This is a genomic window from Pseudomonas sp. LY-1, assembly GCF_053502595.1.
On the sequence record NZ_CP094353.1, the window covers coordinates 3,271,202 to 3,293,907 of the forward strand.

General features: G+C 62.2%; 19 protein-coding genes. 7 read left to right on the plus strand and 12 right to left on the minus strand.

The window, feature by feature from the left end; translation table 11 throughout:
• Nucleotides 1-21: 21 nt before the first annotated feature.
• On the minus strand, nt 22-1,176 hold the full coding sequence (gene ampC / locus MOQ67_RS14945; RefSeq protein WP_198718272.1) for a class C beta-lactamase: 1,155 nt from the start codon (nt 1,174-1,176) through the stop codon (nt 22-24).
• A 128-nt stretch (nt 1,177-1,304) separates the two neighbouring features.
• Between ampC and MOQ67_RS14950 the strand changes: the two genes are divergently transcribed.
• Entirely contained in the window at nt 1,305-2,183 is an 879-nt protein-coding gene (locus tag MOQ67_RS14950; RefSeq protein WP_198718271.1) for a LysR family transcriptional regulator, read from the plus strand.
• Between the two features lie 64 nt (nt 2,184-2,247).
• Here MOQ67_RS14950 and yghX read toward each other — a convergent pair whose 3' ends face one another.
• The 3 genes from yghX to MOQ67_RS14965 all read right to left on the minus strand — a co-directional run bounded on the left by yghX (nt 2,248) and on the right by MOQ67_RS14965 (nt 4,646).
• Entirely contained in the window at nt 2,248-3,135 is an 888-nt protein-coding gene (yghX, locus tag MOQ67_RS14955; RefSeq protein WP_102617552.1) for a YghX family hydrolase, read from the minus strand.
• A 44-nt stretch (nt 3,136-3,179) separates the two neighbouring features.
• Nucleotides 3,180-3,674, minus strand: coding sequence for a PaaI family thioesterase (locus MOQ67_RS14960; RefSeq protein ID WP_079443999.1), 495 nt, complete (start codon nt 3,672-3,674; stop codon nt 3,180-3,182).
• An 81-nt stretch (nt 3,675-3,755) separates the two neighbouring features.
• Nucleotides 3,756-4,646, minus strand: coding sequence for a DMT family transporter (locus MOQ67_RS14965; RefSeq protein ID WP_102617551.1), 891 nt, complete (start codon nt 4,644-4,646; stop codon nt 3,756-3,758).
• A gap of 91 nt (nt 4,647-4,737) precedes the next feature.
• On the opposite strand from MOQ67_RS14965, the gene MOQ67_RS14970 reads away from it, so the two are divergent.
• The 3 genes from MOQ67_RS14970 (at nt 4,738) to MOQ67_RS14980 (ending at nt 7,086) form a co-directional block, all read left to right on the plus strand.
• Nucleotides 4,738-6,063 (plus strand): aminotransferase-like domain-containing protein, encoded by a 1,326-nt coding sequence (locus MOQ67_RS14970; RefSeq protein WP_104903303.1) that lies wholly within the window; start codon nt 4,738-4,740, stop codon nt 6,061-6,063.
• 76 nt (nt 6,064-6,139) lie between these two features.
• Complete coding sequence (locus MOQ67_RS14975) at nt 6,140-6,352, plus strand: DUF6434 domain-containing protein (RefSeq protein WP_046490999.1); 213 nt, start codon at nt 6,140-6,142, stop codon at nt 6,350-6,352.
• Nucleotides 6,349-7,086, plus strand: a complete 738-nt coding sequence (locus tag MOQ67_RS14980) for a CPBP family intramembrane glutamic endopeptidase (RefSeq protein ID WP_104903302.1) — start codon at nt 6,349-6,351, stop codon at nt 7,084-7,086. Before MOQ67_RS14975 ends, MOQ67_RS14980 begins: the two co-directional genes overlap by 4 nt.
• A 51-nt stretch (nt 7,087-7,137) precedes the next feature.
• On the opposite strand, the gene MOQ67_RS14985 is transcribed toward MOQ67_RS14980, so the two are convergent.
• A complete protein-coding gene (locus MOQ67_RS14985) occupies nt 7,138-8,847 on the minus strand; it encodes an amidase (protein WP_198718276.1) in 1,710 nt (569 codons plus the stop codon).
• Nucleotides 8,848-8,901: 54 nt separating this feature from the next.
• Nucleotides 8,902-9,690 (minus strand): helix-turn-helix domain-containing protein, encoded by a 789-nt coding sequence (locus MOQ67_RS14990; RefSeq protein WP_102617547.1) that lies wholly within the window; start codon nt 9,688-9,690, stop codon nt 8,902-8,904.
• Nucleotides 9,691-9,773: 83 nt separating this feature from the next.
• Here MOQ67_RS14990 and MOQ67_RS14995 point away from each other — a divergent pair, with 83 nt between their 5' ends.
• Together MOQ67_RS14995 and MOQ67_RS15000 are read left to right on the plus strand one after the other, a co-directional pair.
• Nucleotides 9,774-10,079 carry a DUF2834 domain-containing protein gene (locus tag MOQ67_RS14995; protein ID WP_017846441.1) on the plus strand — a complete coding sequence of 102 codons (306 nt, stop codon included), beginning with the start codon at nt 9,774-9,776 and terminating at the stop codon, nt 10,077-10,079.
• The gene (locus MOQ67_RS15000; protein WP_017846440.1) at nt 10,072-10,494 is read left to right on the plus strand and encodes an MAPEG family protein; all 423 of its coding nucleotides are present in this window, start codon (nt 10,072-10,074) and stop codon (nt 10,492-10,494) included. Before MOQ67_RS14995 ends, MOQ67_RS15000 begins: the two co-directional genes overlap by 8 nt.
• Before the next feature lie 83 nt (nt 10,495-10,577).
• Here MOQ67_RS15000 and MOQ67_RS15005 read toward each other — a convergent pair whose 3' ends face one another.
• Nucleotides 10,578-11,789, minus strand: a complete 1,212-nt coding sequence (locus MOQ67_RS15005; RefSeq protein ID WP_017846439.1) for an MFS transporter — start codon at nt 11,787-11,789, stop codon at nt 10,578-10,580.
• Between the two features lie 83 nt (nt 11,790-11,872).
• On the opposite strand from MOQ67_RS15005, the gene MOQ67_RS15010 reads away from it, so the two are divergent.
• On the plus strand, nt 11,873-12,712 hold the full coding sequence (locus tag MOQ67_RS15010; protein WP_017846438.1) for an AraC family transcriptional regulator: 840 nt from the start codon (nt 11,873-11,875) through the stop codon (nt 12,710-12,712).
• A 19-nt stretch (nt 12,713-12,731) separates the two neighbouring features.
• Here MOQ67_RS15010 and MOQ67_RS15015 read toward each other — a convergent pair whose 3' ends face one another.
• The 5 genes from MOQ67_RS15015 to MOQ67_RS15035 form a co-directional block, all read right to left on the minus strand.
• Nucleotides 12,732-15,308, minus strand: a complete 2,577-nt coding sequence (locus MOQ67_RS15015; RefSeq protein ID WP_198718270.1) for a bifunctional diguanylate cyclase/phosphodiesterase — start codon at nt 15,306-15,308, stop codon at nt 12,732-12,734.
• Between the two features lie 109 nt (nt 15,309-15,417).
• The gene (locus MOQ67_RS15020) at nt 15,418-16,512 is read right to left on the minus strand and encodes an SEL1-like repeat protein (RefSeq protein ID WP_198718269.1); all 1,095 of its coding nucleotides are present in this window, start codon (nt 16,510-16,512) and stop codon (nt 15,418-15,420) included.
• 99 nt (nt 16,513-16,611) lie between these two features.
• Complete coding sequence (locus MOQ67_RS15025; RefSeq protein WP_448675945.1) at nt 16,612-17,808, minus strand: SEL1-like repeat protein; 1,197 nt, start codon at nt 17,806-17,808, stop codon at nt 16,612-16,614.
• A gap of 86 nt (nt 17,809-17,894) precedes the next feature.
• Entirely contained in the window at nt 17,895-19,796 is a 1,902-nt protein-coding gene (locus MOQ67_RS15030) for a phospholipase D-like domain-containing protein (RefSeq protein ID WP_198717223.1), read from the minus strand.
• Complete coding sequence (locus tag MOQ67_RS15035; RefSeq protein ID WP_198717224.1) at nt 19,793-22,501, minus strand: type VI secretion system Vgr family protein; 2,709 nt, start codon at nt 22,499-22,501, stop codon at nt 19,793-19,795. The genes MOQ67_RS15030 and MOQ67_RS15035 overlap by 4 nt, the downstream gene beginning before the upstream one ends.
• Between the last annotated feature and the right edge of the window lie 205 nt (nt 22,502-22,706).

Sequence of the window (22,706 nt, forward strand, 5' to 3'; positions counted from 1 at the left end):
GGAGCCTGGCTCCCACCTTGCTCAGTGATCCAGCGCGCTCAGGATCGCATGGGCGACCTTGACCCGCTCGGCATTCGGATAGTTCTTGTTCGCCAGGATCACCACGCCCATGTCCTTGCTTGGCACATACGCCACATACGCGCCAAAACCTGCGGTTGAGCCGGTTTTGTTGTACAGCACGTTGGCCGGTTGCGCTTGCGGCGTCGCCAGCCAATCGGGACGGTGAGGTTCCATGGCCATCGGTGTCGAATTGCCGTCCATCAGCGCTTGCAGGGCGATGGGGTAGGGGTAGTACTCCCAGCCCAGGCCCTGGGTCATGCCGTTCACGCGGTAATAACCGGCGTGGGTACTGGCGATGGCTTGTTGCAGCGGCTTTTCCAGGGTTTGCGGGTGCAGGTTGGCGATCACGTAGCGCGCCAGGTCGTGGGTGCTGGTCTTGATGCCGTAGGCTTCGCTGTCCAGTGCGCCAGGGCTTACACGGACGGGTTTCTGCTGCTTGTCGTAGCCTTGGGCGTACTCGCCGGATTGCGCGGTGGGCACGCTGAGGTGGGTGTTGCTCAACCCCAGCTTGGGCAGCAGGGTGTGCTCCATGGCGACATTGAACGGCTGGCCCAGGCTTCGCGCCGCGAGGTAGCCAAACAGGCCGATGCTCGGGTTGGAATAGAGACGTTGCGCGCCCGGGGCGTAGCTGGGTTTCCAGCGCTGGAAGTAGCCGAGCATGGCGTCGGCGTTGTCGGCGGCATCCGGAAACTGCAGCGGCAGGCCGCCGGGGGTGTAGGTCGCCAGTTGCAGCAGGCTGATGCGGTCAAAGGCGCTGCCGGCCAACGCAGGCCAGTATTGGCTGGCCTTGTCCGACAGTGTGAGCTTGCCGATGGCCTGGGCGTAACCGCCCAGGGTTGCGGTGAAGGTTTTGCTCACTGAGCCGATTTCGAACAAGGTGTTTTGGTTGACCGGTTGCTGCGTTTCTTTCGATGCCATGCCGTAGTTAAAGTATTGCACCTTGCCGTTCTGCACCACCGCCACCGCCAGGCCGGGAATGGCCTGCTGCTGCATCAACGGCTTGACGCTGGCGTCTACCACGGCCTGCAGGTCGGTGGCGGCCAGGCACTGGCCGGCGCCGAGAAACATTGCCAGCGCCGCTAAATGACGCACTCCAAATACCGCTTGTTGGGGCATGATATCGCTTCCATGAGTGTGATCGATTGAATGAACAGCCTGCGCGGGCGTGCCAAAGGTAGACAGTTCGCCGGGCCTGGGCAAACGATGATATTTCGCACCAGCCATTAGAAAAATTAGGGGCAAGCATGCTGCGTTCCCATCTGCCTCTCAATGCCCTGCGCGCATTCGAGGCCTCCGCCCGGCACCTGAGTTTTACGCGGGCCGCCATTGAGTTGTGTGTCACCCAGGCGGCGGTCAGCCACCAGGTCAAGAGCCTGGAGGTGCAACTGAACGTCACCCTGTTCAAACGTCTGCCGCGTGGCCTGATGCTGACCCGCGAAGGCGAGACGTTGTTGCCGGTGCTGCGCGAATCCTTCGACCGCATTGCCCACACCCTGGGCCAGTTCGAAGGCGGGCACTACCGCGAAGTGCTCAGCGTCGGCGCGGTCGGCACTTTTGCGGTGGGCTGGCTGCTGCCGCGCCTGGCGGACTTCCAGCACCGCTACCCGTTTATCGACCTGCGCCTGTCGACGCACAACAACCGTGTCGATGTCGCCGCCGAAGGCCTGGATTACGCGATCCGTTTCGGCGCCGGGGCCTGGCATGGCACCGACGCCTGCCCATTGTTCGAAGCGCCGCTGACGGTGCTTTGCGTGCCGTCAATCGCCGAGCAGTTACACACGCCGGCCGAGCTGTTGAAGCACACGGTGCTGCGCTCCTATCGCGCCGATGAGTGGAACCTGTGGTTCCAGGCCGCCGGGCTGCCTGCCGACACCCTGGTGCCGCGCAGCATCGTGTTTGACTCATCGCTGGCGATGATGGAGGCGGCGTTGCAGGGTGTCGGTGTGGCGTTGGCCCCTGCGCTGATGTTCTCGCGACAACTGGAAAGTGATGCGATCCGCCAGCCCTTCAACGTGGGCATCAGCACCGGCAGCTATTGGTTGACGCGCCTGCAGTCACGCGCCGAAACCTCGGCGATGCTGGCGTTCAAGGCCTGGCTGACGGTGATGGCGGCGCAGGGCTGAAATTTTCATCAAGAAGCAAAATGAAACATTTGTCGGCGGCTAACCTCTACACATTCAGAGGCGGTCAGGCCAGGTATTTGTTGAACCACCCCAGCGTGCGCTGCCACGCCAGGTTCGCCGCCGCCTCGTCATAACGCGGCGTCGAGTCGTTGTGAAAACCGTGGTTGGCGCCCTTGTAGATATACGCTTCATAGGTGGTGCCCGCGGCCTTCAGGGCCTTTTCATAGGCCGGCCAGCCTTCGTTGATCCGCGTATCCAGTTCGCCGTAATGCAGCATGATCGGTGCCTTGATGCGCGGCACGTCCTTGGCCTCTGGCTGCCGCCCGTAAAATGACACGGCAGCGCCCAGTTCCGGGTAGGCCACGGCTGCTGCGTTGACCACGCCGCCGCCATAGCAGAAGCCGGTAATCCCGACTTTGCCGGTGCTGTTGTCGTGGTGCATCAGCCACTCGATGGCCGCGAAGAAGTCGTTCATCAGCTTGGTCGGGTCGACTTTTTGTTGCAGCGCTACGCCTTTTTCATCGTTGCCGGGGTAGCCCCCCACGGATGTCAGGCCATCCGGCGCGAGGGCGATAAAGCCGGCCTTGGCCAGGCGCCGGGCGACGTCTTCGATATACGGGTTGAGGCCGCGGTTTTCATGCACCACGACCACGGCGGGGACTTTGCCGGTGGTCTTGGCCGGGCGCACCAGATAGCCGCGCACCGTGCCGTTGCCCTTGGGCGAAGGGTAGGTGATGTAGTCCGCGACGATGTCCGGGTCGGTGAATTTCACTTGCTCGGCCAGCGCATAGTTGGGGCTCAGGGCGGCGAGCAGCGCCGACGCGGTGAGCCCGCCGAAGGTGAACAGTGCAGCGCGGTCGAGAAACTCGCGGCGGTTGATCTTGCCGTGGGCGTAGCCGTCGTAGAGCTCCAGCAGTTCGGGGGCGAAGTCTTTCGCGGTGAGACGAGTCATCGGTGCAGTCCTCGATTAGCGGTGCCAGTCAATGTAGACCAGGATCACGCGTTGCGAGCGTGGGCGGCGGCGGCCAGTTGCCCGGTATCGACGCGCACGAACACCGAATCGCCGATCGCCGTGAGCACATCGCCGGCGTATACCTCGCAGACCACGCGGCTTTTACGCCCCACATCGCCCTCGACCCGGGCACGCAAGGTCAGCGTGACACCCAGGGGCGTGGGCTTGATGAATTTGATCCCGAGATGCCCGGTCACGCAGTCGATACGCGGCAGGCTGCCGGGTTCGCGTTGTTCGGCGCGGTAGTGGTAGGCCATGGCGGTCCAGTTCGAGTGGCAGTCCACCAGCATGGCGATCAGGCCGCCGTAGACCAGATCCGGCCAGCCGCTGTATTTCGCTTCCGGTTGGTGCTCGGCGACCACGTGAACGCCGTCGGCGTCCCAGCGGCTCTTGATATGCAGGCCGTGGGGGTTGCTGCCGCCGCAGCCGTAGCAGATGCCTTCGGGGGCGGTGGTGTCTTGCAGTGATGGGGTGTGCATGCCAAGTCCTTATTGTTCTGGGGTGACTGTCCTGTTTAACAGGACGCGCGCCGGATGGGAATAATGCCATCGCCGCAGACGCTAGCGCGCAAACCGCTTGGCCCCGGCCACACAGCCGATCACCGCGACTGTCACCAGCACCATGCCCAGGCTGACCTGCTCATGCAGCAGGCCCGCCGCCAGCGCCAGGCCGAAGAACGGTTGCAGCAACTGCAACTGGCCGACCGCGGCGATGCCGCCCTGGGCCAGCCCGCGGTACCAGAACACAAACCCGATCAACATGCTGAACAGCGCCACATAGCCCAGGCTCAGCCACGCCGGCAGGCTGATGCCGGTGAAGGTCGGCGGCGCGAGCATCAGGCTCAATGGCAGCGCCACCGGCAACGACACCACCAGCGCCCAACAGATCACTTGCCAGCCGCCCAGGCTGCGCGACAGCTTGGCGCCCTCGGCATAACCCAGGCCGCACACCAGCACCGCCAACAGCATCAGCAGGTCGCCGGCCGGTGCGGCGCTCAGGCCCTGGGCGACGGCATACCCCATCACCAGCGCGCTGCCCAGGATCGAAAACAACCAGAACACCGGGCGTGGCCGCTCACCGCCGCGCAGTACGCCAAAGAGCGCCGTGGCCAGCGGCAACAGGCCGATAAACACGATGGAGTGCGCGGACGTCACGTATTGCAGGGCCAGTGCCGTCAGCAAGGGGAAGCCGATGACCACGCCGAGGGCGACGATGACCAGGGGCAGCCATTGCGCGCGTGTTGGGCGTTTTTCCTTGAAAAAAGCCAACAGGCACAACGCCAACACGCCGGCCAGGGTGGCGCGCAGCAGGGTGAGGAACACCGGTTCGAATTCCATCACCGCCAGGCGCGTCGCCGGCAACGAACCGCTGAAAATCACCACGCCGATAAAGCCATTGATCCAACCCTGGGTGCTGTTGGCCAGGGGATTGAACGGTGAGGTCTGTTCCATGAAGGGGGCCCGAAAAAAGGAGAGGTTGCGTGCGGGCCATGCTAGGCAGGAAGATTAAGACAATCAAAAAATTGTCATGGATACATCGCCCATGCCTCGCGCCCGTTACAAAAACCTGGTCGACACCTTCGCCGAGGACATCCGCAGCGGCAGGCTGTCGCCCGGCGAGCGTCTGCCCACCCATCGCCAATTGGCCGCGCGCCACGGCCTCGCGCTGGTCACCGCGAGCCGCGTGTACAGCGAGCTGGCGGCGATGGGCCTGGTCAGCGGTGAAACCGGTCGCGGCACCTTCGTGCGCGAGATCTCGCTACCGCCGGGGCAGGGCAGTGGGCAGATGAGCGTGGCGCCGGGCATGCTGGATCTGAATTTCAATTACCCGTCATTGCCGGGCCAGGCCGAGCTGCTGCGCACGGCATTGCGTCAACTGGCGCTGTCGGGCGATCTGCAAGCGTTACTGCGTTACCAGCCCCACGCCGGGCGCCAACATGAACGCGCGGCGGTGGCGCGCCATCTGCTGAGTCGAGGGCTGACGGTCGAAGCCGATCAGGTGCTGCTGGTCAGCGGCGCGCAACATGGGTTGGCCGTGACGCTGATGGCGCTGCTCAAACCGGGGGATGTGATTGCCGTCGACGCGCTGACCTATTCAGGCTTCAAGGTGCTGGCCGAGACCCTGCACCTGGAAATGCTGGCGATCCCGCTCACCGCCAGCGGCCCCGACCTCGATCATCTGCACCGCCTGTGTCGCAAGCATCCGGTCCGCGCGGTGTATAGCATGCCGACCGTGCATAACCCGCTGGGTTGGGTGATGAGCCTGGAGCAACGCGAACACCTGGTAGCCATCGCCCGTCAGCACAACCTGATGATCATCGAGGACGCGGCCTACGCATTTCTGGCAGAACACGCGCCACCACCGTTGGCGACCCTCGCGCCGGAACGCACGGTGTATGTCGGCGGCTTTTCGAAAAGCGTCGCCACCGGCCTGCGGGTCGGCTTTGTGTCAGCCCCGGCGGCGTGGGTGAAGGCCCTGGAACGCAGCATCATGGCCACGACCTGGAATGTGCCGGGGGTAATGAGCGCGATTGCCGTGGCCTGGCTCGACGACGGCACGGTGGCTCAACTGGAAGCACAGAAACGCCAGGATGCCCGGGCGCGCCAGGCATTGGCGGCACAGGTGCTGAAGGGGCTGACGTACATCAGCCATCCTTCGTCGTATTTTCTCTGGTTGCCCCTGGCGGAAGAGGCCCGCGCCGATCAGATCGCCATGACCTTGCAGCGCGAAAATATCGCCGTGTCCACCGCCGAACCGTTTGCCGTATCCGCCCATGTACCGCATGCGCTGCGCCTGGCGTTGGGCTCGGTGGACATGACGGCGCTGCGCGAGGCCTTGCTGGCGGTACGCAAGGTGGTGGCGTGGTGACGCTATCCGGCACTTCCTGCTTAACTGGCACATCGCTATGCTACGGCGAAAACAACAAACCGCTTTGTGAGAAAAAATGGAATTTAATTGGCACAGCGACCCCATCACCCGCAGCACCCCGATCACCCCGCGCTACAAAAACACCCAGAACGTGCGCCGTTTCATGCTTGAACACTGCGGCCCGGGGTTTAAGTTCGATCGCGCATTCATGGCCTGGATTCGCAACGACACGGCCAAAACCCTGGGCGATGTGGTGGATGAGTGGCAGCGTCGAAACGCCGGCTTATGATTACTCAAGGCATGGTGGCACTGGTTAACTACAGCATCCATTTGACGCCAGGCCTGCTGCTGTTCGGCGCGTGGTTCGCGCTCACACCCAGGTCGATGACGGCGATCCGCATCCTGATTCTGTTGGCGGCGTTTGTGCTGATGCGCGATGCGATGACGCCGTTGCGCATGTGGGCGCTCAGTGACGATGTGCAGATAGCATTCACCGCCAACACCTTTGTGCTGGCGGCGCTGGGCGGTCTATCGCTGTTGCTGGTTGCCGGGCTCGCGTGGGTAGCGCCGGACTTGTCGCGGCTGGTCGTGTGGTCCAAGGGCAATTGCGCCGTCGGACTGGCGAGGGGCCTGGCGGTGGGCTGCCTGATCGGCGTACCGCTGCGGCTTTACCAGGGCGTGGATACGCAAGCGATCCACGACTACTGGGTGTGGTTGCCAGGCATGGTGGTATTGGCCTATGGCGCCAATGCGTTGGAAGAGGTGTTGTTTCGCGGTTATCTGCAGGGGTATCTGGAACAACAACTGACGCCGCTGCGGGCGGCCTTGATCAGCGGCGTGGCGTTCGCGGCCTGCCATGCGTTCCTGGCCCTGAGCGTCACTCAATTGGGCTGGCCGGTGTTGCTGTTTACCCTGATCGAAGGGCTGGCCTGCGCGTTGTTGCGCATGCGTCATGGTGTGTTGGCCGCGACGCTCGCCCATGGCACGGCGATCCTGTTGATTGCCGTGCCTCTGGTTGCCTGAGTGAGCAGCGCAACCAAGTGGGAGCGGTGGCTCCCACCGTTGGACCGCGCGTCAGCGTGGCGTGAGTGCCGGCGTGCGCGGCGGAATCAGGCGTTTGCTGCCGGTGGCTTCATACGCTGACGCCAGCTGCAGCAACCTGGAGTCATCATAGGCGCGCCCGGCAAAGGTCAGCCCGACCGGCATGCCGATATCCGCCATCACGCCCATCGGCACGGTAACGGTCGGCACGCCCAAGTGGCGGATGGCAAGGTTGCCGTTGGCCACCCACACGCCATTGCTCCAGGCGATGTCGGCGGACGCTTCGTTCACATCGGCATCGGCAGGGCCGACGTCGGCGACGGTGGGGAAGATCACGGCATCGAGGCCGAGCTTATCCATCCAGTCTTCGAGGTCGATGCGCCGGGTCTGTTCGAGGCCGCGCAGGCCGTCGGGCAGGGTGCTGATCTGGTTCCACGGGGTGATCCCGCGTTGGGCCATCCGCACGTATTCGTCCATGCCGGCGGCCAGTTCGTCTTCACGGTTGGGCAAGGTGCCGGGGTCATGGGGGAAAATCTTCGGCCCGTCGACATCCGCCAGGCGGTTCAGGTTCGGGTCGTTATTGGCGCGCAGGAAGTCATCGAAGGCCCACGCGGACAGTTCCCACAACTCATCGTGGAGGAACTCCTTGGACACCAAGCCACGGGTAAACACCGTCGGCGCGCCCGGGCGGTCGCCTTCGCAGTTGGACACCAGGGGGAAGTCCACTTCGATGACTTCGGCGCCGGCCGCCTCGAGGGCCTGGCGCGCGGCTTGCCACAGGGCGATGACGCTGGCGCGGGTGATGATCTTTTGCCCGGTCGGGCCACCGATGCCGGGTTTCTCGCTGGTGCCGGCGTCGGGGTCGGCGTTGATGTACATGCGCGGTACGCCAAAGCGTTTGCCGGCGAGGGATGCGGCGGTCGCGGCCAGTTCAGCGTAAGCCGCCGGGCGCACCGAAGCGACGCTGGGGATGGGCACCCAAGGTTGCAGGCGCCACAGGTCGCCGCGGGTGTCGGGGTCTTCGGCGACCACCACGTCGAGTACTTCCAGCAGGTCGGCCATGGTGCGCGCATAAGGCACCACCACGTCCATGGTGGGGGTCAGCGGCCAGTTGCCGCGCACCGAAATCACCCCACGGGACGGGGTATAGGCACACAGGCCGTTGTTGGACGCCGGGCCACGCCCGCTCGACCAGGTTTCTTCCGCCAGACCGAATGCCGCGAAGCTCGCGGCAGTCGCGGTGCCGGCGCCGTTGGACGAGCCGGAGGCAAACGGTGCCGTCAGGTAGGCGGCGTTATACGGGCTTTCCGCGCGGCCATACACGCCACGCTGCATGCCGCCATTGGCCATCGGTGGCATGTTGGTCTTGCCCAGGCAGATGGCACCACCGGCCCGCAGCCGTTCGATGCTGAAGGCGTCGCGCTGGGCAACCAGTTTGGCGAACGCCGGACTGCCGGACGCCGCCGTGAGGCCCTTGACCAGGTAACTGTCCTTGGCGGTATAGGGAATGCCGTCGAGCGGTCCCAGCGTTGCGCCCTTGGCCCGGCGCGCATCGGACGCCTCGGCTTCGTCCAGGGCCGCGGGGTTGCGCACCACCACGGCATTCAGCGCGGTCGCGGTCTGCGCGCCGTCGTAGGCGTCGATCCGCGCCAGATAAGCCTGGACCAGTTCGACGGCCGTGGTCTGGCCGGACTCAAGCGCCGCGCGCAATTGGGCAATGGAGACTTCGGTAACTTGCATCAGGTTTTTTTCGCCGCCTTCAAGTGGGGGTATGGCGGCAGTCTACGGACAGATATTTCACAAAACCAGCGCCGCATGACCTTCGAAAGCGCTGCGCATGACCTGCCATGTGAAGTCGTCGGCGGGAATCAGATGCTCGATCCGCAGCGAGGTGAGGGTAATGTCCTGGGGCATGCCGAAGGTGGTGAAGGTCGATAGAAAGTTCAGCTCGCCCTGGGTCGAGCGCACGCGGGTCAACACCAGTGGCGGCATGTCGCTGGGCAGCTCGGTGTGGGCGGGCACCGGCAGGCTGGCCAGCAGCGCCGCCAACGATGGGTTGGTCAAGGCCTCGCGGGTTGCCCGTTGCCAGGCGAGGGTGCGGATCTCTTCGGCGTTGATCAGGTGATCGCCCAGGCCGCCCGATTGCAGCAGGGTGCTCAGCAGGTTCACGCCATCGGCGGCGCCCGGGTCGATCCCGACCAAGCCAAAGAGCACGGCAGTACTGGTGTTGGCCGCCAGCACTTGCCACTCACTGCCGAGCAGAATCGCCGGGGCGGGGTTGTTGGCGTGCAGCACATGGCTGACCGCTTCGCGAATGGCCGCCATGGCCGGCGAGGCGAGGGGGGTGGCGGCATAACGCGGGGCAAAGCCGGCGGCGAGGAATACGCGGTTGCACTGGTCGAGGGGCACCTGCAGCGCGCTCAGCAGATTGTGCAGGGTGCCGGGGCTCGGCTTGGCGCGGCCGGTTTCCAGGCAACTGAGATGACGCTGCGAGACTCCGGTGATCAGGGCCAGGTCGAGCTGGCTCAACTGCGCCTGGCGGCGTAGCCGGCGCAAGTGTTCGCCGGCGGTAGCAGGATTGTCCATGGCGTGACCATGACCTCCGAGGTCATTGCGAGGGGCTGAACCTTATCACTATCGTGGGCCTCGATCACTTCAAGGAAGAGACCATGCACAGACCCTTTATCGCCCTGGCCGGTTTGCTCGGGTTTTCGCTGTATACGCTGATAACGATGCTGACCGCGGAGCAGTCGCTGCTGGCGTTTGGCCGGCAGTTGCTGTCGCGCCCGGACACCGCGCAAGTGGTGATCGACCTGTACCTGATGGCGCTGCTGGCTTGTGTGTGGATGTACCGCGACGCCCGGCGGCGTGGGCGGTCGGTGGCGTCGGTGCTGCCTTACTGGGTGCTGACGGCGCTGTTCGTTTCGGTGGGGCCGCTGCTCTATATCGTCATCACGGGGTTGCGGGATGAATGAGCTATTGCGTGTCTACGCACTGTGCGTGTTGATGCTGTGCCTGAAGATGCTGGCGATTTCCTGCTATCAGGGCTTCTTCCGCCTGCGCGCGCGGGCGTTCACCAACCCCGAAGATGCGGCTTTCTTCAACCGTGCGCCGCAGCCAGACGAACTGCCGCAAGTCGGCCGTGCCGCCAGGGCGTGGGCCAATGACCAGGAGAACATTCCGCTGTTTTTTGTCCTCGGCGGGCTGTGTGTCGTGGCGGGCACCGCTTCGGTAGCCACGGGGGTGCTGTTCGGGGTTTTTACCCTGGCGCGGGTGGCACACACGCTCATGTACCTGATGGAGTGTCAGCCCTGGCGCACGCTGGCCTATGGGGTGGGCGTGGCGTGTCTGATCGGGTTGGGCGCGATGCTCGTGTTGAACATGATATGAAGGGCACCGGCGTCCTCAAGCGCTAGCTGTAGGCGCCGGCCCCGTGCGATCGAGCCGCTGGATGCCCCGGCAGGCTCAACCGATCAAACGCCTTTGGTCGACGGCAACAGAATCGTCAGAACCCCCAGCAACGGCAGGAACGAGCACAGCGTGTAGACGTACTCGATGCCATGGCTGTCCGCGAGCAACCCCAGCAATGCCGCGCCGATACCGCTGAAGCCGAACATCAGGCCAAAGAACACGCCGGCGATCATCCCGACATTGCCTGGCACCAGCTCCTGGGCGAAGACGACGATGGCGGAGAACGCCGACGCCAGGATGAAACCGATCACCACGCTGAGCATCGCGGTCCAGAACAGGTCGACATACGGCAGGGCCAGGGTGAACGGCGCCGCGCCGAGGATGGAGAACCAGATGACGGTCCTGCGTCCGATCCGGTCGCCGATCGGTCCGCCAAAGAAGGTGCCTGCAGCCACCGCGCCGAGGAAAAGGAACAGGTAAAGCTGGGAACTGGCGACCGACAGGTTGAATTTCTCGATCAGATAGAAGGTGAAATAGCTGGTCAGGCTGGACATGTAGAAGTACTTGGAAAACACCAGCAAGGCCAGCACCACCAAGGCAAAGGTCACGCGGCCTTTCGACAGGCCATGGGTGGCTTTGCTGCCTTGCTTGAGCTTGAACAAATTGAGGTGGTTGCGGTACCAGCGGCTCAAGCCATACAGCACCAGAATCGCGAACACCGCAAACAGGCCGAACCAGGCGATATGCCCCTGGCCGTAGGGAATGACGATCGCCGCCGCCAGCAGTGGGCCGAACGCGCTGCCAGCGTTGCCGCCGACCTGGAAGGTCGATTGCGCCAGGCCGTAGCGCCCGCCGGAAGCCAGGCGGGCCACCCGCGACGTTTCCGGGTGGAAGGTCGACGAGCCGACGCCGATCAGCGCTGACGCCAGCAGGATCGCCGGGAAGGTGCCGACAAACGCCAGCATCAGGATGCCGATCAAGGTACACACCATGCCCGCCGGCAACAGCCAGGGTTTGGGGTGGCGGTCGGTGTGGTAGCCGATCCACGGTTGCAGCAGGGAGGCGGTCAGTTGGAAGGTCAGGGTGATCAGGCCGACCTGGGTGAAGCTCAGCCCGTAGTTGGCCTTGAGCATTGGGTAGATCGAGGGCAGCACGGCCTGGATCAGGTCATTGATCAAATGCGCCAGGGCGCAGGCGCCGAGGACGCGCATGACCAATGGGCTGACTTGGGGCGGGCTGGAGGTGGCAGCGGGAGACGCGGTCAAGGTCGACATGCAGGCATTCCATACAAGGCAGTGAACGACGGGGACGGGCAGCGATGATTTAAACCGCCGCTCCATGGATGAACTCGGCGTTTATGCTAGATTTGTCGAAAACGCCTGTCTCGCGAAATTCGGGCAGCAAACATCGCAAAAGAGGCGAAGCCATCAAAACACTGGATAAATTTCTGCGGGATATCGATGAGGGCGAGTGGGCCGTCATCAGCTCGGCCACCGACTATCCGGAGAGCTGGGTGATTCCCGACCATAGCCACGAGAAGCATCAACTGCTGTACGCCACCGAAGGCGTGATGGTGGTGCATTCGGCGCAGAATCAGTGGACGGTGCCACCCAATCGCGGCTTCTGGATGCCCAGTGGGCATGTGCATTCGCTGCGCTGCGTCGGGGCGTTGAAAATGCGCAGTGTGTTTGTGCGCCCCGCGAGTTTTCCGAACCTGCCGAGCGAAACCAAGGCCGTCAGCATTTCACCGCTGCTCAGCGAACTGATCAAGGCATCGGTCAGCTTGAAGCCGCCGTATGCCGAGGATTCGCGCGACGCGCGGATCATGCACCTGATCCTCGACGAACTGGCGCTGTTGCCGGCCTTGCCCTTGTCCTTGCCCCAGCCTGCAGACCCGCGCATCCGCCGGATTTGCCTGGCGTTGCAGGACGACCCGGGTGATGCCTCGACCGTGGCGGATTGGAGCGAGCGCCTGGGCCTGGACCAGACCACCATCCAGCGCCTGTTCCGCCGGGAAACCGGCCTGACCTTCGGCCAGTGGCGCCAGCAAGCGCGGTTGCTGCTGGCGCTGGAGCGCATAGCCGTGGGCGAGAAGATCATCGATGTGGCATTTGAGCTGGGCTATGAAAGCCCGAGCGCCTTTACCAGTATGTTCAAGAAACAGTTCGGCAAGACGCCGAGTCATTTCTTCCGCTAGCGCAAGGCGCTGTCGAGCGCTAACACGGCGGGGTGCTCGCGCACACGTCCAGCAGGCCGTTGAAGGCGTCGATGTCCAGCGGTCGGCTGAGGAAGTAGCCTTGGCCTTCGTCACAGGCCACCGCCTTGAGCAGTGCCAGGTGTTCGGCAGTTTCGATTCCTTCCGCGGTGACTGTCAGCGACAGGGCGCGTCCCAGGCCGACAATCGCCTGCACAATGGCCTTGTCATCGGCGCTGTCCTCCAGCCGGTTCAAGAAACTGCGGTCGATTTTCAACCCGTCGAACGGGAACGCGCGCAAGTAGCTCAGGGAGGAATAGCCGGTGCCGAAGTCGTCCATGGCGATGCGGATACCCAGGTGCTTGAGGGTATGCATGACTTCAAGCGCGCCGACGGCATCTTCAAGCATCACGCTTTCGGTGATTTCCAGCTCCACGCGCGTTGGCTCGATGCCGGACTTATTCAGGGCGTACCGCACGCGCTCCACCAGGTTGCCGCGCTTGAATTCGGTGGGTGACAGGTTTACCGACACAAACAGCTCATCCGGCCACTGCGCGGCGCACGCGCAGGCGGTTTCCAGCACCCAGTCGCTCAGCGAGAGGATCAACCCCGACTCCTCGGCAATCGGGATGAACGTGTCCGGTGCGATCAGGCCACGCTCCGGGTGTTGCCAGCGCACCAGCGCTTCGGCGCCGACCATTTGCCCGTCGCTGATGCGGTAGCGCGGTTGAAAGTGCAGACGCAGCTCTGCGTGCTTGATCGCAAACCGCAGGTCGCTTTCCAGGCGACGCCGTTCGATGATCCGCGCGTTCATTTCGCCGGAGTAAAAACGCCAGGTATTGCGCCCGGCGGCCTTGGCTTCGTATAAGGCAATATCGGCGTAGCGCAGTAACTCGGTGACGCCGTTGGCGTCATTGGGCGCGAGGGCGATGCCGATACTCGCGCTGATGAACACGTCCTGCTCGTCGACCCTGATCACCCGCTCGACGGACTCGATCAAGCGCCGGCACAGGGCTTCGACTTCGTCCTGGGCGCCGGCATCGATCAGGATCAGTACAAATTCATCGCCGCCGACCCGAGCGACCAGGTCACCGTGGCGCACGCAATCAGAGAGGCGGCTCGATACCTCATTGAGCACCCGGTCGCCGGCGGCATGCCCGAGCAAGTCATTGACCGGTTTGAACCGATCCAGGTCCAGGCTGAGCATGACCAAAGGGTGGGTGAGGGTGGGCAAGGCTTTGAGTTTACCGTCCAGAAACGCTTGCAGGCGCGTGCGATTGGGCAGCCCGGTGAGGGCGTCGTGCTGGGACAGGAACTCGATGCGGCGACGCGCCTCGACTTCTTCGGTGACGTCGGTGGCCGTGCCGCGAAACCCGCCGCAGGGCATCTCGCGCGCCGACAGCCGGGTGGTGCGCTCCCGTCCCCGGGCGTCGACGTAGCGACACTGCAGGCTGATATCCGCGAGCCGCCCGGGCGTGGTCAGCCACTGAGAAAGGGCGCCGGCATCGGTGTCCAGCAGGTCGTACAGCGTGGCGCCGATCCAGGCCTGGCGGTCCAGGCCGGTGACGCTTTCGAAACGCTCCGACAGGTAGGTGAAACGCCACTCGCCGTCGATTTCCCAGACCCAGTCCGAACTGGCTTCCACCACATCGCGAAAGCGTGCTTCGCTGGTGGCCAGCGCGTTTTGACTGTTTTGCAGCGAGGTGTGGCTGTTGTCGAGGGCCTGGGCGTCCGCCGTGGTGCGGCGCACAATCAGCCAGGTCATCAGGCACACCAGCAACGCCGCCAGGCCCAGCAGCGGCAAACCGACAGCCATCAAACGCATACCGGGCCGCTCGGGGTGCCAGTGCAGGCTGCCGGCGGCACCGTTCTCACCAAGGGAGAACAACAAGGTCTTGCCGATTTCATCGGGTGTGGCGATGTGCAGGTGATCGACGCCAAAATCGTTGCCGATTTCGGTCAGCTTGGCGCTGTCGAGGATGTTGATGAAGAGCAATACCGAGGCTTTTCGGTCATCGGCGATCACGCTGGGGTCAGTGCCGGGCGTTATCGCCGCTGCCGCCACCAGCGTGGGGTTGCCGCGCACGTTAATGAACGTCGTGACCGGTGTGTCCGTCGCGGCGCCTGCGCGCGCTTGTTCGAGTAGCGCCGCGACGGGCTGGTCGAGCCATTCGGTCAGCTCAATCGGTTGCAGCTTGCCCTCGACCAACGCGTATACCGTGCGGTCCAGGTCGTCGACGACAAACACGCCTTGGAAACCGAAATCATGAAACAGCGTGGGCCCGACGTTTTCGCGGGTATAGGCCCAATCCGTGTCCACGGAAACGTGCAGGTGTTTGTAGGCATCGCCCCAGAATGCGTAATCCTTGACGGTCAGGCGCTGGGATTTTTCCAGGGACTGCACCGCCTTGCGCGTGTAGAAGGCGCTTTCGCTGTCTTCGAATCGGTTCAGTTCCTGGGCGAGGTACACCAGCGAATAGCTGGCCGCCGCAAACACACAGGCGAGCAGCGCCACGCACTGGAACAACGACGTGCGCGCCATCGACAGGCTGGTGCGTTGGGAAAGGTTACGAATGATCGGGGCGAAGGTATTTGGCATTGATTCCCGCAGGGCGTCGCCGCTTGTCAGGGTGATGACAGGCTATCGGCAGCCTTACGCAGAAAATGAGCGTTTGAGGCGCGGCGCGCCCATTCTCCCGGTACCTGGCTCAAGTGTGGGCGGGTGCTCTTAGTTGATTCGAGGCATGGAACCTCATCCCAACAGCCGCGGGAGAGGCGGGCGTGGGTCTGCCGGTTGTCGGTTCAAGAAGTTTGGCTTTGGCCAATTGCTGGATCAGTGCTTCGCTGGGCTTTTCTGGCGGGACGTTGGCCAGGCGTGCTTCCAGCCATTGCAGTTTGCCGTCCCAGGCGGGGAGTTTGGCGGGAGGTAAGGGGAGGATGTCGTTGATTTCGGGGACTTTGGGGTTGGCGTAGGAGTAGTCCGCTAGCAGGCTCCAGATTTTTTCATAGCGTTTAGCGCGTTCGAGGTCTTCCTGTTGACCGAGGTAGTACAACCTATCGGAGGGAGGATGACCGCGAAAGGCTTCTTCCAACCTACCAGCAGCGCTCTCGTGACCAGCTACAACGCCCATCTGGAAGACCTCAAGCGCTTCCTGGTACCGACTCTCGTTTTTAAGATCGACACCCAAAGCAATAGCTGCATCGCCATTACCCTGTTCAGCCGCACAGCGGCGCATCTGCCGGGCAACATCAGGCGCGATGTCAATCGGCGCCAGTATATCCCCTACAGCGTACTGAGCTTGGGCACTGCCCTGATCGGCCGCCTTGCGAAAATAGCGCAATGACATAGCCGTATCCTGCTTCAGTCCGGCAGAACCGTTCTTTAGGAAAACGCCGATAAAGTAATATCCCGTTGCCACGTTCACGTCGATCAGTTGCTGACTCAGGCGCAGGTGTTCGGCACCACTGAGCGTGAAGTGGCCGCGCATGGTGCCGTTTTGCAGGTTGATGTTGGCTTTGTAATGGCCATTCTCGGACGCAATACGGTACAGCCGTTCGATCTCCAGATCGACCGCCTTATCCTGCTTGAGCAGGTTGTTTTTCTGGAGCCAGCGAGCGTATTGGAACAGCTCATCGGCCTCGGCGGACGGCGAAGGAATTTGCTCGTGTACACAGGTAAAGGCCAGCTTGGCTTTAATCTCGGTCAGTGGGTTCACGGCAGGGTCCTGAGTTGGGTGAGTAGGGGCGCTGCCGTTATCGCAGCCAGCCAGCAGCAGGCTTGTCAGCAATAGGAGTCTGCGCATCAGTCAAGGTCCTTCACGATCTTTCCACCCTAATAATGTCGACGCGACCGATAGAGCCGTACCGCCGTCGGTTGTCTTGTCGCCGACGCGAAAGATGCCTCACCCCAACAGCCGCCATTCGATGCTTTCCTCATTGACTGTGATGATGTCGGGCAGCAAAAACCGCGGCTTGTGACTCTCAACCTGCAGGGTGGGCATGATCTCGTTCTTCTCGAAACGGCGGATCACGCCATCGTTGAACCGCGCGTAAACATCGCGACTCAGGCTGAATGCCCGCCAATAGCCAGTCTGGGGGCAGGCCTGGCCGCTGGTGCAGGTCGGTTCGGGGTAGTCGGCCTTGATGAACGCGGGGGAGTCGGGCGTGGGTCTGCCGGTTGCCGGTTCAAGGAGTTTGGCTTTGGCCAACTGCTGGATCAGTGCTTCGCTGGGCTTTTTTGGCTGAACATTAGCCAGGCGTGCTTCCAGCCATTGCAGTTTGCCGTCCCAGGTGGGGAGTTTGGCTGGGGGTAGGGGGAGGATGTCGTTGATTTCGGGGACTTTGGGGGCAGCATAGGAGTAGTTTGCGAGAATTCGCCAGATTTTTTCATAGCGTTCGGCGCGCTCAAGGTCCTCCTGCTGGCCGAGGTAGTACAAACGATCATCCGACTTGGGGCCGAGAAAGCCTTTACTCAGAAAGGACGCGGAGGTGCTGTCACCTGCAATTAACCCAAGTTGAAATGCCTCAAGGGCCTCCTGATAGTGTCCATCTGTCGACAGGTCAACTCCTAGCGCCCTGGCGGCCTTACCATGGCCCTGTTCGGCCGAGCATCGGCGCATCTGCCGGGCGATGTTCGGAGCAATGTTGATTGGCGCCAGTATGTCCCCCACTTCGTACTGGGCTTGCGCGCTGCCCTGATCGGCGGCCTTACGAAAGTAACGCAATGACATGGCCGTATCCTGCTTCAGCCCAGCCGAGCCGTTTTTCAGAAAGAGGCCGATAAAGTAGTACCCCGTCGCCACCTTCGCGTCGATCAGTTGCTGGCTCAGGCGCAGGTGTTCGGCGCCACTGAGCACGAAGTGGCCGCGTATGGCGCCGTTTTGCAGGTTGATGTTGGCTTTGTGATGACCATTCTCAGTGGCGATGCGATACAGTCGCTCGATCTCAATATCGGCCGTCTTGTCCTGCTTCAGCAGGTTGTTTTTCTGTAGCCAACGAGCGTACTGGAACAGCTCATCGGTTTCGACGGACGGCGCAGGGATCTGTTCATGTACGCAGGTAAACTCCAGCTTGTTTTTGATCTCGGTCAGCGGGTTCACAGAAGTGTCCTTGGATGAGTGAGGAGGGACGCTGCCGTTATCGCAGGCGGCCAGCAGCAGGCTTGTCAACAACAAGGCCCGGTGCATTAGTCGAGGTCCGTCAGGGACTTTTCGCCGTAATAAAACTCGACGAGCGGAGTGATGGGTGCCAAATTTTTGGATTGACGATCCTTGTTCTTATCGATGATCTCCTGCCAAGCATCGAATGCTTTCGCGACATCATCCTGCGCCCCCCTCCCATCCGTATGCAGATCCCACAACCGCCGCCGCAACGCCCGCGTCACACTCATCCACTCATGCGCAATGTTCAGCTCGCTATCCACCTGCATGCTGCGCGTGTTGATGTTCGCCGAGCCGTGGGTGGTGAACACGTCATTGACGATCATCAGCTTGGAATGGATGTACACCGGCATCCACTGCTGCCCCGCCGGCGAATCAGGCGCGACCAGCGAGCACACGTGGATTTTCAGGCCTGGGCGCGACTCTGGTTCAAGCGTGCTTTGCTCAATCGCCGCGATCTGGGCTTTGAGAGCTGTCTGTCGAGACGCATTGTTTCTGGCGGCGTCCCGTTGGGCGTCACGGGCCTTATCGCTTATCTCGCCACCCCCCAGTGCGTCGGTCAGGCTGGTCAACGTGAGCAAGGCTTGTCGCTCAAGCAGTTCAGCCAAGGTCGGCGTCTGCGCGTTGGCTTGGGCTTTGGCCTGTTCAATGCGCTGCAACTTGGTGATTTCAGGAATGGTATCGCCGCGTCCGAGGCTTTCGAGCATGCGCTGAGTGTTCAAGCTCCCCGGCCCCACGCCGTCTGGGCTGGCATTGGTGATTACAAACAGGTGTAAATTTCCATGCAGCCCCGGATCACGCCCAGCGCCGGTTTGGACTTCGGCCGCCGCTTTGATGGCCTCGGCCAATGGCGGCCAGCGAAAGTACTGGTTCTCGATGTAGATGAATTGGGTCGCGTTGTTGACCGCCTTCAGGTAGATCTTTTCGATATCGCGCTTACCGTCTTGTGCCTGGGTACGCACGATTTGGGCCAACTGGCGGGTGACGCCGGGGGCGCATTGCAGTTGGGGTGCCACCGCCATCGCTTTGCGCGATGCGAGCAGGTCTTCGCCGGTTTCCTTGCGCCAGGCGGTGGCGAAGTTATGGTGCAGGTGCTCCAGAATCGGCCCGCTGATCTGGCTGGAAATATCCTGGCGTGGTGTGTTGCCACGCGGCCCGCGATTGGGTGCAGGCTTGCTGCCCTCGGTGCGGTTCAGTGCTGAGTGCTTGTCGGTGTCCCAGTACTCGTCGAGCATGTTGTGGCCCATGACAAAACCAACGGCGCGGTCTGTCTGTTCATAGTCGATCAGGACGGTCTTCTGATGGTGGGTCGCAGTGCTGGCCAGCACGCCCAACGTGCTGAGGCTGAGCTGTGGGTCGAGGCTTTTGTATTTGGCCTGATAGGCAATTTCAGCCCGTTCATACATGCTGAAACCGCGGCCGACAAACACCGGCACATTACGAGCCACTCGGATCGCGGGCGCTAAGTGATCGGCGAATGCACATCGGGAAAACCATTTCCGATCTTCGGTATATTGGTCAGCGGTGGAGCTCTGCATCGCCCGATCCTTGATACGAAGCGGTCCTTTACCGGGAAGGTTGGCCTCGCCCCCTGCGCCCGCAGCATTGAACGGCATCTCCCAACCGAGCACCCGAACCTCGATCCCTTTCCCGGCTTTGGTCATCAGCAGTTCGCCAATGCTTGGGGCACTGCCATCGCGGATAAAGTACATCGACGGTTGAAACCCCCAGCAGATGATGTCGATGGTTTTAGTGGCTTGGGCGATAGCCAGATGCACGGCCTCGAAGGCTTCTTCACCGTTGATCAGCGGCTTATAGGTGGCTTTCGCAGGAGGGTACTCGGTGTTCGGCACGTACCAGGGCGCGGAGCAGGTCACCTGCTGTGTGTGTTGCAGGGCGACGGGGGCGACGATATCGGGTTCAGTCATGAAGTTTTCCCTTCCTGGTCATTGATCACGGCGGCATACAGGGCACGGTGATCCGTGTGCGATGTGGGTTGGCTCACCTCGGTGTCGGCTCGCGAGAGGTGGTTGTGCATGCCGCCATTGGCCAGGTGTGCTTGTTCGGCATTGCGATAGTCAGTAGGCACCGGGATCTGGTAGCTCACCCCGTTGGCCAACACCATTCGGTACTGCTGCGTCACGACCGCGTGGTCGATCGACACTTGCCCGGACTTGTCCAATACGCCGTGATTGAGCACTGCACCATCGGCGTAGAGCGTGTAGGGCATGCCTGCCCAGCCTTGATCAGGGGCATTGGGGGTTTGCGGCACGTTGAACCGCAGCGCTTGTTTGAACAGGCTTTGTGGGTACTCCGGATCTGCGGCTTTCTGGCTGGCTGGACCGAGGGCTTCGAAGTACGCCGATTTGATCAGGTAGTCGCCCAGGGTCCCTGACTCGATGCTGCTCGCATCGAGGGTGATGTAGCTGCCGCCGGCATTCAGGGTGATTTTCTGCTTCGCGACGATACGGATTTCATCTTCGCTGCTGATGATCTCCAAACCATGGCGGGCCATCAGTTGCAGCGCGTCGTTTTGTGCCTGGATCTTTACCGGGCCCTGGTTGGCGATCAATTGGATGCCCAGCTTGCGCACGAACAGGCTTACCCCTTGTCCCACGCCGATGAACAGGCGCTTGACCACACTGATATCCGCCTCGGCTCCGGCGTTGATCATCAGGTTGTCCTGAGCGGCCAATTGCAGGTGTTGGCCGCTGGTGACGGCAACGCCTTGGGGGGCGCTGAGCAATACGACCGAGGCCTTGAGTTGATCGAGCTGGTCTCGCATCAATTTTAGTTGCGCTTGCACATCCGCTGGACCTGCGTTGGCGGCCTGGGCATCGGTCGATAATCCTTCCAACTGGTCACTCGCCTGTTGCAACCGGCCCAGCGCGGCGCTCATTTCCAGCATGTGTCCCTGAGCCTTGGGTTGTGCGTCGGCACTGATCAAGATCCCACTGCCGGCACGAATGGCGGCATGCCCATCAGTCCGCAACTCCGCGCCCTGGCCTCGCGGTTGGCGCTTGGCATCAACCAAATGCCCCAGGTTGAGCTGGCTCTTACCACTGTGCTCAGTACTGAGCTTCACGTGTTCTTGCCCCCGCGTGTCGTCCATGCGCAATTTGTTATTGGCGGGGGTGCGCAAGACGTTGCGTTTGTAGTTGCGCAAGGTCACATGGTCAGGATGCTGGCTGTCGTGCAGGGAATGGGCAATGTAGGGCCGGTCGGGGTCGCCTTGTTCAAAGGCGATCGCCACTTCGGTGCCGGGAATCAGCGGTAGGTGCAAGCCGTGGGTGTCGCCGGCGTAGGGCCTGGCCAGGCGGAGCCAGAGGCTTTCTTCGCCGGGTTTCCAGGTGTCGCGGTCGAACAGGAAATTGACCTTGTAGCGGCCTTCGATGTCGATGTGGCCGTAGGGGTCGTGCTCCTGCGGGCTGGTGACGCGGGCCGGGACGGTGCCGGCGATCCGAGGTGTTGGCGGCAGTGCTGGGCGAAAGCACACGGTTTCCGAGTAGGGAATGGCTTCAAAGTTGATTTCAAAACTGCGATCACGGGCGGCGTGGGTGGTCAGTTGCGTGATCACCGCGCCGGGAGCAAAGGCCTGCGGCGCGCCGCCGGAGATGTTCAGGACCTGGCCGGGCGTCAGGGCGGCGCTACTGCTGACGCCGCTGAGTCGGGTCTGGCCGTTGAGGTAACGCTCGTGACGCAGGCGAGCATAGAAGTAGCCACTTTCGCTTTGCAGGTCTTCGTCATGGGCGTATCGGTCGCCTATCCCCGTGTACGCTTCGGCGTAGTGATAAGCCTCGCCGTAGGTACCGCTGGCGCCACGCGTTTGGTCGATCTCGCCATTCAGGTGAGCGTTGGCCACGCGGTGATGGTAGGTGCGGATGTTGACGCGTTTTTCCACCACGTGGTGGCTCGATTGCAGGCCCCACGTGCTGTCTTTTCCGCCGCTGCTGAGCCCGGATTGCGGACGGTAGGCCAGCTCGACATCGAACGTGTAATGACGCTGGTCGTCGTGAAATTCCACCACATCGATGTTCAACCGCTCATCGTGGGTGAAGCGATACCAGATGCCCACATCGGCCAATAAGCGCGAGATAAAGGCCAGGTCGCTTTCGCCATATTGCATGACCTGCTCGCGCCTGGGGTATTCGCGCACCAGCTTGAAGAGGAAGTCCTGGCCTTCAAAGTCGTGGCGGCTGCGCAGGATGCTTTCGACGATCTGCGGGACAGATTGGTGTTGATAAATGCGGAACTGGCGGCCACGCCCAAGCAGGGCCAGGCGCGGTTGCAGAGTGATTTCGTAGCGGGCTTCATCAACGGAGCCGGACAGGCGTTTGAAGCCGGTGACCACGCCGTGCAAGACACGCAGCGGTTCGCTCGAGGGCACGCTCAGGCCGCGAAAGGGCGGAGGCTGTGGCGCCCCGTACAGACTGAAGCAGGCGTTTTGGCCGAGCACCTTTTCAGCGGCAATGTCGCCATCGGTGCTGGTGAATTCCACAGCATAGTTGAACGGTTGGCTCAGGCCTTCTGTGCCCTCGAAGGCCAGGACGTCGAGCGGCTCGTCAACATCGCAAACAGTGAGCGTGTGCCGACGATGGTCGAAGAAAACGCTCGGTAATACGCTGGAAGCCATTCCTTTTACTCCTAGGCGCGAAAGCCCGAAGAGTAAAGATTTGGTCTCGGTGATTAATGTCGGAAGATTCGCCTTTACGAGACAGTCACTTCCTGAATGTGTTTTTGCGCCCCCTCTCACACACGGAATGCGGCGTGCTCGACGATGTCCCCGGTGAGGCGCCGAACTTGGCGATTTGGCATGTCATCCTACAACTAGGGTTTTC